This is a genomic window from Acinetobacter sp. YH12205, assembly GCF_013418125.1.
In the GTDB taxonomy this organism is placed as follows: domain Bacteria; phylum Pseudomonadota; class Gammaproteobacteria; order Pseudomonadales; family Moraxellaceae; genus Acinetobacter; species Acinetobacter towneri.
On the sequence record NZ_VPCQ01000002.1, the window covers coordinates 298,171 to 312,643 of the forward strand.

At 40.5% G+C, this 14,473-nt stretch carries 12 protein-coding genes; 10 read left to right on the top strand and 2 right to left on the bottom strand.

The features are described 5' to 3' along the window. Window positions 1-18 precede the first annotated feature (18 nt). Window positions 19-1,791, top strand: a complete 1,773-nt coding sequence (locus FTU92_RS03770; RefSeq protein WP_167846072.1) for a class I poly(R)-hydroxyalkanoic acid synthase — start codon at window positions 19-21, stop codon at window positions 1,789-1,791. Window positions 1,792-1,873: 82 nt separating this feature from the next. Then, complete coding sequence (locus FTU92_RS03775) at window positions 1,874-3,052, top strand: acetyl-CoA C-acetyltransferase (protein ID WP_179988648.1); 1,179 nt, start codon at window positions 1,874-1,876, stop codon at window positions 3,050-3,052. A 167-nt stretch (window positions 3,053-3,219) separates the two neighbouring features. Here FTU92_RS03775 and FTU92_RS03780 read toward each other — a convergent pair whose 3' ends face one another. Beyond that, complete coding sequence (locus FTU92_RS03780; RefSeq protein WP_004973138.1) at window positions 3,220-3,819, bottom strand: hypothetical protein; 600 nt, start codon at window positions 3,817-3,819, stop codon at window positions 3,220-3,222. A gap of 398 nt (window positions 3,820-4,217) precedes the next feature. Between FTU92_RS03780 and FTU92_RS13990 the strand changes: the two genes are divergently transcribed. Then, a complete protein-coding gene (locus FTU92_RS13990) occupies window positions 4,218-5,216 on the top strand; it encodes a YafY family protein (RefSeq protein WP_004973137.1) in 999 nt (332 codons plus the stop codon). 347 nt (window positions 5,217-5,563) lie between these two features. On the opposite strand, the gene mnmG is transcribed toward FTU92_RS13990, so the two are convergent. Continuing rightward, entirely contained in the window at window positions 5,564-7,444 is a 1,881-nt protein-coding gene (gene mnmG / locus FTU92_RS03790; protein WP_096900911.1) for a tRNA uridine-5-carboxymethylaminomethyl(34) synthesis enzyme MnmG, read from the bottom strand. Between the two features lie 242 nt (window positions 7,445-7,686). Here mnmG and FTU92_RS03795 point away from each other — a divergent pair, with 242 nt between their 5' ends. The 7 genes from FTU92_RS03795 (at window position 7,687) to purH (ending at window position 14,466) form a co-directional block, all read left to right on the top strand. After that, window positions 7,687-8,043 carry a hypothetical protein gene (locus FTU92_RS03795; RefSeq protein ID WP_004973135.1) on the top strand — a complete coding sequence of 119 codons (357 nt, stop codon included), beginning with the start codon at window positions 7,687-7,689 and terminating at the stop codon, window positions 8,041-8,043. 187 nt (window positions 8,044-8,230) lie between these two features. Then, complete coding sequence (locus tag FTU92_RS03800; RefSeq protein ID WP_178319170.1) at window positions 8,231-9,142, top strand: bile acid:sodium symporter family protein; 912 nt, start codon at window positions 8,231-8,233, stop codon at window positions 9,140-9,142. Window positions 9,143-9,230: 88 nt separating this feature from the next. Further along, a complete protein-coding gene (locus FTU92_RS03805; protein WP_004973133.1) occupies window positions 9,231-10,112 on the top strand; it encodes a bile acid:sodium symporter family protein in 882 nt (293 codons plus the stop codon). 254 nt (window positions 10,113-10,366) lie between these two features. After that, complete coding sequence (gene prmA, locus FTU92_RS03810) at window positions 10,367-11,269, top strand: 50S ribosomal protein L11 methyltransferase (RefSeq protein ID WP_004973131.1); 903 nt, start codon at window positions 10,367-10,369, stop codon at window positions 11,267-11,269. Between the two features lie 16 nt (window positions 11,270-11,285). Then, a complete protein-coding gene (locus FTU92_RS03815) occupies window positions 11,286-12,140 on the top strand; it encodes a DUF3426 domain-containing protein (protein ID WP_180095655.1) in 855 nt (284 codons plus the stop codon). Between the two features lie 389 nt (window positions 12,141-12,529). Next, window positions 12,530-12,799, top strand: coding sequence for a DNA-binding transcriptional regulator Fis (gene fis, locus FTU92_RS03820; RefSeq protein ID WP_001086304.1), 270 nt, complete (start codon window positions 12,530-12,532; stop codon window positions 12,797-12,799). A 92-nt stretch (window positions 12,800-12,891) separates the two neighbouring features. After that, window positions 12,892-14,466, top strand: coding sequence for a bifunctional phosphoribosylaminoimidazolecarboxamide formyltransferase/IMP cyclohydrolase (purH, locus tag FTU92_RS03825; protein WP_004973127.1), 1,575 nt, complete (start codon window positions 12,892-12,894; stop codon window positions 14,464-14,466). Window positions 14,467-14,473: the final 7 nt, after the last annotated feature.

Sequence of the window (14,473 nt, forward strand, 5' to 3'; positions counted from 1 at the left end):
GTGCTATGGAGCGATGAAATGAAACAGAACTCATTTCAATTCAAAGAAAATATATTACAATTTTTCTCTAGCCACGATGATATCTGGAAAAAACTACAAGAATTTTATTATGGGCAAAGCCCTATTAATGACGCCTTAACACAGCTCAACAAAGAAGATATGTCTATGTTCTTTGAAGCTTTGTCTAAAAATCCAGCACGCTTGATGGAAATGCAATGGAGCTGGTGGCAAGGTCAAATGCAAATCTACCAAAATGTGATGATGCGCAGTGTGGCAAAAGACATCGAACCATTCATTCAACCTGAAAGTGGTGATCGTCGTTTTAACAGCCCATTATGGCAAGAACAACCCAATTTTGACCTGTTATCGCAGTCTTATTTGCTGTTTAGCCAACTGGTACAAAATATGGTGGATGTCGTAGAAGGCATTCCAGACAAAGTGCGTTACCGCATTCACTTTTTTACCCGTCAAATGATTAATGCTTTATCACCAAGCAATTTTCTTTGGACTAACCCTGAAGTGATTCAGCAAACCATTACCGAACAAGGCGAAAACCTTGTCCGTGGTATGCAAATTTTCCATGATGATGTGGTCAATAGCGGAAAATATTTATCTATTCGCATAGTCAATAGTGACTCTTTTAGCTTGGGTAAAGATTTAGCCTATACACCAGGCGCAGTGGTCTTTGAAAATGAAATTTTCCAGTTGTTGCAATATGAAGCAACGACAGAAAATGTATATCAAACCCCGATTCTAATCGTGCCGCCATTTATTAATAAATATTATGTGCTGGATTTACGCGAACAAAACTCATTGGTGAACTGGTTACGTCAGCAAGGTCATACGGTCTTTTTAATGTCTTGGCGTAACCCAAATGCTGAACAAAAAGAACTCACTTTCGCTGATCTGATCACCGCAGGTGCGGTTGAAGCTTTGCGTGTTATTGAAGAAATTACAGGAGAAAAAGAAGCCAACTGTATCGGCTATTGTATTGGTGGTACTTTACTTGCTGCAACGCAGGCTTATTACGTGGCAAAACGCCTGAAAAGTCATGTGAAATCTGCCACGTATATGGCAACCATTATCGACTTTGAAAACCCAGGCAGCTTAGGCGTATTTATTAATGAACCTGTGATTAATGGTTTAGAAACCTTAAATAATCAATTCGGTTATTTTGATGGTCGCCAATTGGCAGTTACGTTCAGTTTGTTACGTGAAAATACCCTGTACTGGAACTACTACATCGAGAACTATTTAAAAGGCAAAGAGCCTTCAGATTTCGATATTTTGTATTGGAACAGCGACGGCACCAATATTCCTGCCAAAATTCATAATTTCTTATTGCGTAATTTGTATTTGAATAATGAATTGATTTCACCAAACGCAGTGAAAGTAAACGGTGTTGGACTCAACCTTTCTCGTGTCAAAACACCAAGCTTCTTTATTGCAACGCAGGAAGATCATATCGCACTTTGGGATACAAGCTTCCGTGGTGCAGATTACTTAGGCGGTGAATCTACACTGGTACTTGGTGAATCTGGACACGTGGCAGGCATTGTGAATCCGCCAAGTCGTAATAAATACGGCTGCTATACCAACTCTGCCAAGTTTGAAAATACCAAGCAATGGCTAGATGGTGCAGAGTATCATCCTGAGTCTTGGTGGCTACGCTGGCAGGCTTGGGTCACACCGTATGCAGGCGAACAAGTCCCTGCCCGCGCCTTAGGTAATGCGCAATATCCAATGATAGAAGCAGCACCAGGTCGCTATGTTTTGGTAAATTTATTTTAATCAGTCATATAACATCAGCAATGCACATGCTATATATCATGTGCATCCACAGAAACGTAAACATAAAATTTAAGGATATAAAATGAAAGATGTTGTCATTGTTGCTGCAAAACGTACTGCAATTGGTAGCTTTTTAGGTAGTCTCGCTTCTTTATCTGCACCACAATTGGGGCAAACAGCAATTCGTGCAGTCTTAGACAGTGCTAAAGTACAGCCTGAACAAGTCGATCAGGTGATTATGGGTAACGTACTCACTACAGGTGTAGGACAAAACCCTGCACGTCAAGCCGCAATTGCTGCAGGTATTCCTGTACAAGTACCTGCATCAACGCTTAACGTGGTGTGTGGTTCAGGTTTACGTGCCGTACATTTGGCTGCACAAGCGATTCAGTGTGATGAAGCAGAAATTGTAGTTGCTGGTGGTCAAGAATCAATGTCACAAAGCGCACACTATATGCAGTTGCGTAACGGTCAAAAAATGGGGAATGCCCAGTTGATCGACAGTATGGTGGCGGATGGTTTAACCGATGCCTATAACCAATATCACATGGGTATTACTGCAGAAAATATTGTAGAAAAGCTTGGTTTAAACCGTGAAGAACAAGACCAATTGGCACTGACTTCACAACAACGCGCGGCTGCAGCACAAGCGGCTGGTAAATTTAAAGATGAAATTGCAGCTGTAAGCATTCCACAGCGTAAAGGCGACCCAATTGTATTTGCTGAAGATGAATACATCAAAGCCAATACCACCCTTGAAAGCTTGAATAAATTGCGCCCTGCGTTCAAAAAAGATGGCAGCGTAACCGCAGGTAATGCTTCTGGTATCAACGATGGTGCAGCAGCAGTGTTGATGATGAGTGCAGACAAAGCTGCAGCCTTAGGTCTACAACCTTTAGCACGTATTAAAGCCTATGCAATGTCGGGTATTGAGCCTGAAATTATGGGTCTTGGCCCTGTTGAAGCGGTAAAGAAAACCCTGAATAAAGCAGGCTGGAGCTTAGATCAGGTCGATTTAATTGAAGCCAACGAAGCCTTTGCCGCACAAGCACTAGGTGTTGCCAAAGAATTAGGCTTAGACCTAGATAAAGTAAACGTGAATGGTGGCGCAATTGCCCTCGGTCACCCGATTGGTGCTTCAGGTTGCCGTATCCTCGTGACGTTACTACACGAAATGCAACGCCGTGATGCGAAAAAAGGCATCGCAACGCTTTGCGTAGGCGGTGGTATGGGTGTTGCACTTGCGGTTGAACGCGACTAAGTAACCGAGCCGAAAGTACTGCACGAGTCAAAGCTATTGAATTTGATAGCTGTTCAAAGCCAGTAATAAGTTAAGACATAATGGGAGCTTCGGCTTCCACTATTTTTTTAACTACACAGAGCTTAAAATAATATTGTTGTCGATTAATTTGACATGACAAGTTCTGCTTAATCCACCGAAAGTAAGTGCTGAATATGATCACTAAAGTGATAAAAATGCATGGTATCGGGTTGCTGTTTCAGCTGTTGCCATGCGTCTACAAACGACGTCCAACCTAAATCTTTTAGGCATTGCACAATCATTTCCAATTGCGACAAAGTCTTTTCAGTCGATTGTTTTAACCGAATTTGTCGGTCTAATTGTTCAATTTTTTGCCCCAATTGGAAAAATAAATATATCTGCTGTGGTTCTGCATCTAATAGTGCTTCGCAGTCTTGTACCACATCACAAATATAACTCGCGTTATCGCACGCATTTTGAATACATTGCTGTAATTCAACATAAGTAGCTTTAGAAAACACCTGTGCCAAGTTTTGAATTTTTGTCCGTGTTTGCTCAAACTGCATCGCAAATGAAGCAGGCTGTTCTTCGTTTAAAATCAATTCATTTAAAGAAGCTGCATCAAATGCAGGCAAACAAAAGGCATGTGCATAAGTCAAAGCAGCATCATTTTGTTTAAATGGAAATTGCTGACATACATATTGAATACGGGTTAAATATCGGGCTAACCAAAAAATTTCTCGCGCATCGCTGCTAGATAAATTCACGGTTGTTTCATCCTCCTAACTCTAAGGTCTGTTGATAATTCATCGCGATAAAGCACCTCAATCGCCTTGCCCAATTAACCTACAGCACTCATCCACTCAGACCGCTTTTATTTACATAAACCTGTATCTACCATACAAAACAATGACAGGTTTTCACTTAAACACAACTATTCAATCTTGCTTTTCTAATTGATCCAAGTATGGCTTGAGGTCATAGTTTCTGATTCACTTCTATTATTTGATTAACTTTGCCCGTCCAAATTTTGTGATATTTACTGCAAAATCTGCGGTTATATTTTGCCCTTTTTCAGTAAAAAACTTGCTAATCATTCCGAGTTTTCTTATTGTGTGGAAGAACAAGTTTTCATCCGTATGAATTGACCTAGTAAATATTGAATATGTCTATACAAGAAAAAGAAACATCGAATAGTTTATATCGCCAATGGCAAATTTTATCGCGCCTTTCTACAGGTAAATGGATGGGCACACGTGAATTACACGATGTCCTGCAACGTGAAGGTATCGACATTAGTTTGCGTACGATTCAACGTGACTTAAATCAAATTTCTCAGCGCTTTCCAATTGAAAGTAATGGTACCGTACCACAAGGTTGGCGCTGGCGTTCAGATGCACCGATTCAAAGTTTACCGCACATGACCAGCTCTCAAGCGGTAACGTTTATGATGGTCGAGGAACATTTAAAACATCTGCTGCCGCCAAGTTTGATTGAAGAAATGAACCCATGGTTTGATTTGGCACGACGCAGTCTATCGACCCAAAACAATGTCCGCCAATGGATTAATCGTGTGCGAATTGTGCCTGCAACACAACCTTTAATTCCACCAGTCGTAGACCGCAATGCACAACAGGCGATATATGAAGGCTTGCTCCAAGACAAACAACTAGAATGTATTTATCAATCACGCAGCAATTCAGGCGAAGAAAAAACTTATGTGCTGAATCCTTTGGCTTTGGTGCAAAAAGGTGCGGTGATTTATTTAATCTGTACTCGATTTGACAAAACCGACATTCAAACCTTTGCCCTGCATCGTTTTAAAGCAGCCAAAGTTTTAGATTCACGCGCCTTGCATCCTGTTAATTTTGATATTGATGCCTATATTGAATCTGGCGAATTAGGTTTTAGAGTCGATTTCAGTAAAGCTACTGAAAATATTCAGCTCAAACTTACCATGCAAAAAGCTGATGCCATATACTTCGATGAAAGCCAATTAAGCAAAGATCAAACTATGGAAACACTGGAAAATGGTAATGTGTTGGTGACTGCCACTGTGCCGTTTACCTCACAATTGGTTTGGTGGTTGCGTAGTTTTGGTAAAAAGCTAATTCAGATTGAACCTGTAGAAGTTGCCAATGCGGTGCATCAAACTCAGGAATAAAAAAGCCCCAAATATATTGGGGCGATAGCATTATCGTTCTCTTTTAAATCAAATTATTGTGATTGCTGATTGAAGTTAAAATTAAAATTGACTCGGCATCGTTCAGCGTGGGCATGCCAGTTCAGCTGTACTATAACGAATGCTTTTTAAAGTCATATTTTGCTCCTATCTATGTTGATAAGTGTCACTTTAAATGCTCCTGATCTAGCTGTGAAATCATAAGATATGCAGTCGAAATCAGATTTATTCTTATACGCAACTTCTTCTTTGCTTAGCATCTGATTTACTTTGGCGCATAAAAAAGCCCGCAATTTAAATTGTGGGCTTCTTCATCAATCCATCAAACCTTAAGCAGATTTACGTGACTGTGCATTTTTACGAATGGTGATCATCACCAATTGAACTGCGGCAGGTGTCACACCTGGAATACGACTGGCTTGTGCCAAAGTTTCAGGCAAAACATGCTTCAATTTTAGCGTGATTTCACGCGATAAACCTGACACTGCATCATAATCAAAATCGGCAGGGATTTTGGTTTCTTCCAAGCGTTTTAATTGTGCGACATCTTCATGCTGACGGTTGATATAACCTGCATATTTCACTGCAATTTCAATTTGATCGCCCACTTGTGCAGAAACGTCTGAACCCGTTAATTCTGCGATTTGCGCAAAACTGATATTTGGACGTTTTAACAGATCAATCGCAGAACATTCTTTGGATAAATCTGCACCTGTCATTTCAACAAATTTTTTACCCATTGGGTTGTTTGGTGCAGCCCACAAATGTTGTAAACGCCCTGTTTCACGTTCTACTGCTTCCATTTTTTCACAGTAAGCTGCCCAACGAGTGTCATCCACCAAACCAAGCTCACGACCAATTGGCGTCAAACGCTGATCGGCATTATCTTCACGCAACATCAAACGGTATTCCGCACGTGAGGTAAACATGCGGTACGGTTCTTTGGTACCTAGCGTGATCAAATCATCAACCAATACACCAATATAAGCTTCGTCACGTTTTGGTGTCCATTGTTCCTGATCCCAAGCGCGACGTGCCGCATTCAAACCAGCTAACACACCTTGCGCACCCGCTTCTTCATAGCCAGTCGTACCATTAATTTGACCTGCAAAATACAAGTTATTAATGGCTTTGGTTTCCAAAGTGAATTTCAAGGCTTGTGGATTGAAGTAATCATATTCAATCGCATAACCTGGACGCAAAATATGCGCATTTTCCATACCACGAATTGAACGAACTAACTCGAACTGCACATCAAACGGTAAAGAGGTTGAAATCCCGTTTGGATACAATTCATGTGTATCTAAACCTTCAGGCTCCAAAAATACCTGATGCGAGTCTTTATCAGAAAAACGGTGAATTTTATCTTCAATCGATGGGCAGTAACGTGGGCCAACACCTTCAATCACACCTGTATACATCGGTGAACGATCTAAACCACCACGAATAATTTCGTGAGTACGTTCATTGGTATGGGTGATATAGCAGTTCACTTGTTCAGGGTGCATCGACACATCACCCATGAATGACATGGTTGGTGATGGGAAATCACCTGGCTGCGGAATCATGACCGAAAAATCGACTGAGCGTGCATCAATACGTGGTGGCGTACCTGTTTTTAAACGCCCAACAGGCAAATTTAATTCACGTAAACGTGCCGCCAAAGCAATTGATGGAGGATCGCCTGCACGACCACCGCTCGATTTTTCTAAACCGATGTGAATCACACCACCCAAGAATGTACCTGTGGTCAATACCACGGTTTTCGCATCAAAACGAATCCCCATTTGAGTGACTACACCTTTTACAGTATCGCCTTCTACAATCAGGTCATCGGCTGCTTGTTGGAAAATATCTAAATTGGCTTGGTTTTCTAAAGTGGCGCGAATCGCAGCTTTAAAGCGAACTCGGTCTGCCTGCGCACGTGTTGCACGAACAGCAGCACCTTTACGCGAGTTTAAAATACGGAATTGAATCCCGCTTTTATCGGCAGCCAATGCCATTGCGCCGCCTAAGGCATCAATCTCACGTACCAAATGTGACTTACCAATCCCGCCAATTGCAGGGTTACAGCTCATCTGCCCTAAAGTCTCAATGTTATGAGTTAAGAGTAAGGTTTGACGACCCATACGTGCTGCTGCAAGCGCCGCTTCGGTGCCTGCGTGACCGCCACCAATAACAATGACATCGTAAACTTTAGGATAGTGCATAATGGTCAATGAGAGATAAAAAATAAAGACGGAATATTATAGCAAAACTTGTGGCATAAGTTGACAGATTCAGTCGATTTTATTGGCTTAACCGCGCTACAAAATTAATATTTTGTAATCCAAATTTGCATTTTTACTGTACATAAAAACATTTAGACCTAAAAATTAACCAGATCACCGTTGTTTTAATTTGTCTATTTTTTATCCTAATAGCACAGATATGAGAAACAAAGGGAAACATCATGAATAAGAAAATTTTGCTGTCCTCTATGCTTTGTGGCTTATTTTTCAGTCCATTTGCAGTGCAGGCAAATGATAAAGTAGAAACCGTCTATAACGCGCAAAAATTCCAGCAAGTCTGTAAAGGTAAAACTCAGGGCGCACCAGTAAGCTTTGCTTATCGTGGGATTATCTGGAATGGTACCTGCGAACCACAATTCTTTAGTTCATCTAAAGCAGTGCAATTACAAGGCAATGAGCCTGAATTATACCGTTCTTGTATGGCAGATGCGCAAAGTACCGTCATTACAGTCAATGGTACTGAGTTAAAAGGCAAATGTGCCTTAGGCTTTACGCCACCACGCCCTGCTGCCATGTGATCAATCACTTAATCTATATTTTCATGAACAGATCGGCTTGTATTCATTCAAACTGAAAGCATGAAAATAACACCAAAGCAGTCATTTATAAGAAGTGACTGCTTTGTTTATTGCACAAGCTCAAAAAACAATTACACTGCAAAGAGAGGGAAAATTATACCCATAAGAAAAAAATAAAGGATGTGCTATGGATTCAGGCTTTTTTACCTTTTTTCTACCACTGACCTTGGCTGTGATGATGATGGGCTTAGGCTTACAACTCACGCCTAAAGACTTTATTCGGGTCAATCAATTTCCTAAAGTCATTTTTTTAACGCTTTTTTCACAATTGGTCATTTTGCCTGTTTTAGCATTTTCAATTTGTTTATTTTTAGAATTGCCACCGCTATTGGCAATTGGCTTAATGCTGCTTGCTGCCTCACCAGGGGGGCCTACTGCGAACTTATTTAGCTATGTCTATAAAGGTGACGTTGCCCTAAATATTACCCTAACCGCAATGAACTCTGTGATGGCAACCTTTACCCTGCCTTTTATTGTTAATTTGTCTTTTCTATATTTTATGACCGATCAACAACAAATTGGCATGCCTATTGAAAAAATGGCACAGGTTTTTTTACTGATTATTGTGCCTGTATGTGTAGGAATGGCGGTGCGTAATGCGATGCCACAAATTGCATTACAGTTGGGCAAACCTATGCGTTTGATGTCCATTTATTTCATTTTCGCTTTATTCTTTTATGCGCTTTTCCGCGAACGCGCCAATGTCTTTGACTATTTCAGTGCAATTGGCATCGCAACTGCACTATTTTGCTTTTTAAGTTTACTTATTGGTTATCTGGTGCCGTATTTGGCGGGTGTGCCTGATCAACAAGCACGCTCCTGTTGTTTTGAAATTGGCATTCATAACACTGCCGTTGCTTTAACCATTGCACTATCAGTTTTGCAAAGCACTGAAATTGCCATTCCTTCTGCGATTTACACCATTTTTATGTATATGTTCAGCTTTATTTTAGGGAGTATGTTAGCTAGACAATCTGCCAAACTTGCCCTTCAAAACAAACAGGAGCAGAGTTTAAACCACAATAAAAATACAATTTAAGATGTGAGCAATATTCAATTAACCACAGATTAAACAAATAGTTAGATATTAAATAGATCATTATAGATGTAAAAACAAAGGAGTGTTTATGGATTCAGGATTAATCACAATATTTTTGCCGCTGGCTTTGGCCGTGGTCATGGCTGGACTTGGCTTAGAACTCACTCCTAACGACTTTAAACGGGTGAGCAAACACCCCAAAGCAGTGTTTATTGCTTTATTTTGTCAATTGGTCGTCCTGACAGCAATTGCATTTTTTATTTGTAAACTGCTGAATTTACCACCATTGCTTGCAGTCGGACTCATGCTACTGGCAGCATCTCCTGGCGGGCCAACAGCCAACTTGTTTAGCTACTTATATAAGGGCGATATTGCCCTAAACATCACCCTTACTGCCGTCAATTCCGTGATTGCAGCATTTACCTTACCACTGATTGTCAACTTTGCCATTCAGCATTTTATGCAGGATGGGCAACAAGTTGGCTTACAATTTGCCAAAGTATTGCAGGTGTTTTTAATTATTATTATCCCTGTCACTTTAGGGATGTTAGTACGCCATTTTAGCCCTCAAACGGCAGACCGCTTAAACAAACCTGTGCGTATTTTTGCTGTGGTTTTTCTAATTGTGATTATTATTGGCGCAATTGCCAAAGAGCGAAACAACATCATGCTTTATTTGGCAGATGTAGGACTTGCCACTGCCCTGTTCTGTGCCTGCAGTTTATTGATTGGTTATTTTGTCCCGCGTTTCTTTGGCGTAAATAGCCAACAAGCCCGAGCCTGCGCCTTTGAAATTGGCATTCACAACAGTACCCTTGCAATGACTATCGCCCTAACCGTTATGTCAAGCTCAACCATTGCCATGCCTGCTGCGGTTTATTCTATTTTCATGTATATTTTTGCCGCAATTTTAGGCACATTACTAAATAAATTTGTGCCGACACCTGCATCGGAGCAATCTGCATCCTAAACAAGTCTCTCAATCATCCCCAATCCAGCAATTTGACTGTTTTGGGGATGATTGAGCGATGATGGTTCAAACAAATTCTTAACTTATATTTTTTAGAGTTATATTTTTGTCACATTATTCGACTATAAGCATAAAGCGAATTTGAAACTTCCAATCGTATAGAGTTTTCCCTTTCGCAATCCGAATAAAAAATAACAGCGTCTGCACCAGTTCAGTTACAATAGCGCTTTCGCATTAAATTTTAGGTTATCTCCGTGAAGTGGTTACAAATACATATTACTGTTGATCAAGCGCAAGTCGATTTTACTGAAACCCTGCTCAGTTCATTGGGTGCAGTCAGCGTAACCTTAGATGATGCGGAAAATCAGGACTTACTTGAGCCACTGCCAGGTGAAACACCACTTTGGAACAAAGTCATTGTGACAGGTATTTATGCACAAGACGAAGGTGAAGAAATTGATGTTGCAGCCTTAGAAACCTTTATTCGTGCGCAAATGCCAGATGCCCCTTTACGCAGTGAATTTTTGGAAGATCAGGTTTGGGAACGCTCATGGATGGATTACTACGAGCCAATCCAGATTGCAGAGAAATTCTGGATTGTACCTGAATGGTTAGAACCACCTGAGGCAGATGCAGTCAATATTAAACTTGACCCAGGTTTGGCTTTTGGTACAGGTAACCATGCCAGTACGTTCCTGTGCCTGCAATGGTTAGGTAAAACCAATGTAAAAGATAAAGTCGTGATCGACTACGGTTGTGGTTCAGGTATTTTAGGAGTAGCGGCTTTGTTGCTCGGTGCAAAAAAAGTCTATGCGACTGATATTGACCCGCAAGCAGTTTTAGCGACCAAACAAAATGCAGAACTCAACGGTGTACTTAAAAACTTATATGTGGGACTTCCAGAAGAGTTCAATGAAACCATCGGTAATGAAAAAGCAGACATTTTAGTTGCCAATATTTTGGCAGGCCCATTGATGATGCTTGCGCCAGAGTTTGCAACTTTAATTAAATCTGAGGGCGAGTTCGCACTTGCAGGTGTAATTGAAGAGCAAGTTGCTGAAGTTTCTAGTGTTTATTCTGAATTTTTTGATATAGTACAAGTCGAAAAACGTGAAGAAAACTGGTGTCGAATTTCTGGGAAACGCCATCCCCACTAACTGTAATTTTTGAGTTATGAGTGACAAGCAAACCAAGTGCCCTGAATGCCAAACTGTTTATAAAGTATCCGTTGCGCAGCTGACCGTTGCGCAAGGGATGGTTTGTTGTCCTAAATGCGACAATACCTTTAATGCTCTTTCGCATTTGGTATTTGCCTTTCCTCAAAATAAAAACTCAGTCACATCACAATTACATCACATTCAAAACCGCAGTTTTATGCAGGCAACTGCTGAACTTGCGCAACCGCAACATATTTTAGATATTTTTCAGCGTAAAGTTGAACATTCCAATATTGATCTGAAAACCTATCTGAATAACCTCAATTATTTCAGTACTGAACCGATTGGCAACATTCCTGCCATGAAGTTGTCTGCGCCTGATCTTGAAAGTGAAAAAAAGCATGGCAATGGTTACTACTTACTTTGGGGAAGTATTAATCTTTTATTGATTGGCTTGTTGATCTTCCAAATTTTGTGGTTTAACCCAAAGTTTTTAAACAGCAGCCCTGCACTGAATTCTGTGTTTACCCAAGTCTGTCAATTTTTTAACTGTAGCAGTTTAGAAGAACGCTATAGCTTAATTTCAGCAAATCGCGTGAAGGTTAAACGTGTAGATCGTATGAATACACAATTTACGGGTGAGCTGATCAATTACTATGATAAAAGCTTGGCTTTGCCTAATATCAAAGTCACTTTAAAAGAAAAACAACAAACATTATCGACTTACATCTATTCCCCACAGGAGTATTTGGTCGAAAGTCTTTCGAGCATTCAACGTATTCCTAAAAACAGTCCATTTAAGTTTGACATTTTAGTTCCAATATCACGAAACGACTTCGATGCCTATACTTTAGAAATTATCAAGCCTTAATTCACAAAAAAATAGTGAAAAAATAGCGAAAAAAATTAAAAAAATTGCAGTTTTCTTGCTCACTTTTTCTCATACAATGGTATCATACGCGCCACGAAAGCTTTGTGCTGCAAACTCCTCGCAAGATTCACAACAAATATAGATCTGTCTAATGCGCTTTATTTTTATATATCGCGTACAGAGTAGATTTTTTGTTTTGATTTTGGTCTGTAACAATTATTAATGTATTGTTACGCTTAAATTTCGACCAATGCCTAGAGTTGTGGCAAGCTAAATGTTCCAGTTTTAGAACTTCCCGTTTTAGGATCTAAAACGGAGTTCATTTAATTTATAGACCACATTGATATATCACTTTATCCCAGTGATATCTGATTTTCGGATTAATTCGCATGAATAGCAAATCTCCTATTTTTACTGCACAATCTGATGTTGCTTTACGTATTCACGTAGATCGCGCAGTTCGCCATTATTTTGCACAACTACAAGGTGAACAACCTTCACAAGTGTATGACATGGTGTTAGCAGAAATGGAGAAACCTCTTTTATCTGTTGTTCTTGAATACACTCGCGGTAACCAAACACGCGCTGCTGAAATTCTTGGACTAAACCGTGGTACTTTACGTAAAAAGTTAAAAGCTCACGGTTTAATGAGTGAATAAGTGATAAAATGCTTGCGACCTCCGCAGGCATTTTTTTTACCTGCATTTTGCTAGTTTGTTTTAATCTGTAATTGAAAACTGTGACGAAGATCATGACTATTAAACGCGCTTTAATCTCTGTTTCTGACAAAACAGGTATTGTTGAATTTGCACAAGACCTTGCTGCTCTTGGGGTAGAAATTTTATCTACTGGCGGTACTTATAAGTTGCTTAAAGACAACAATATTGCTGTCGTAGAAGTATCAGAGCATACTGGTTTCCCTGAAATGATGGATGGTCGTGTAAAAACGTTACACCCAAAAATTCATGGCGGTATCTTGGCTCGTCGTGGTCTAGACGAAGCAGTCATGGCAGAACACAATATTGATGCCATCGACTTGGTTGTTGTTAACCTTTATCCATTTGCTGCGACTGTTGCAAAACCAAATTGTTCACTTGCAGATGCGATTGAGAACATCGACATTGGTGGCCCTACTATGGTTCGCGCTGCAGCGAAAAACCATGCTTCTGTAGGTATTGTAGTAAATGCTTCTGACTATGCGACTGTTATTGCAGAAATGAAAAGCAACGGTGCATTGTCTTACGAAACTCGTTTTGATTTGGCAGTGAAAGCATTTGAACACACTGCACAATATGACGGCATGATCGCCTCTTACTTAGGTGCACGTGTAGGTAAAGAAGAAGGTACTGCTGACCAATTTGCACGTACATTCAATACACAATTGAACAAAGCGCAAGATTTACGTTACGGCGAAAACCCGCATCAATCTGCAGCGTTCTATGTAGACCCTGCTGCAACTGAAGCTTCTGTTTCTACAGCGAAACAGCTTCAAGGTAAAGAATTATCTTATAACAACATTGCAGATACTGATGCCGCACTTGAATGTGTGAAATCATTTGCAAAACCTGCTTGTGTGATCGTAAAACACGCGAACCCATGTGGTGTTGCTGTATCTTTAGACGGTATTCAAGCGGCTTATGACCTTGCTTATGCAACTGACCCTGAATCTGCATTTGGTGGCATCATTGCGTTTAACCGTGAGTTAGACGTTGCCACTGCACAAGCGATTGTAGACCGTCAATTCGTTGAAGTAATCATTGCGCCTAGCATTGCAGATGGCGTACTTGAAGTGACTGGCGCGAAGAAAAACGTACGTGTACTGGTATGTGGCGAACTTCCTGCGATTGATGCACGCGCTCCACAAATGGATTACAAACGTGTCAACGGCGGTTTATTGGTTCAAGATCAAGACTTGGGCATGATCACTAAAGATGACTTAAAAGTTGTGACCAAACGTGCACCAACTGAACAAGAAATTGACGACATGATCTTTGCTTGGAAAGTTGCGAAATACGTAAAATCGAACGCAATTGTTTATGCAAAAAACCGTCAGACCATTGGTGTTGGTGCAGGTCAAATGAGCCGTGTAAACTCTGCTCGTATTGCTGCCATTAAAGCAGAACATGCAGGTTTAGTGGTTGAAGGTGCAGTAATGGCATCTGACGCATTCTTCCCATTCCGTGATGGTATTGATAACGCAGCTAAAGCTGGTATCAAATGCATTATTCAACCGGGTGGTTCTATGCGTGATGAAGAAACGATTGCAGCAGCAGATGAAGCTGGTATTGCAATGGTCTTCACTGGCATGCGTCATTTCCGTCACTAATTAAACT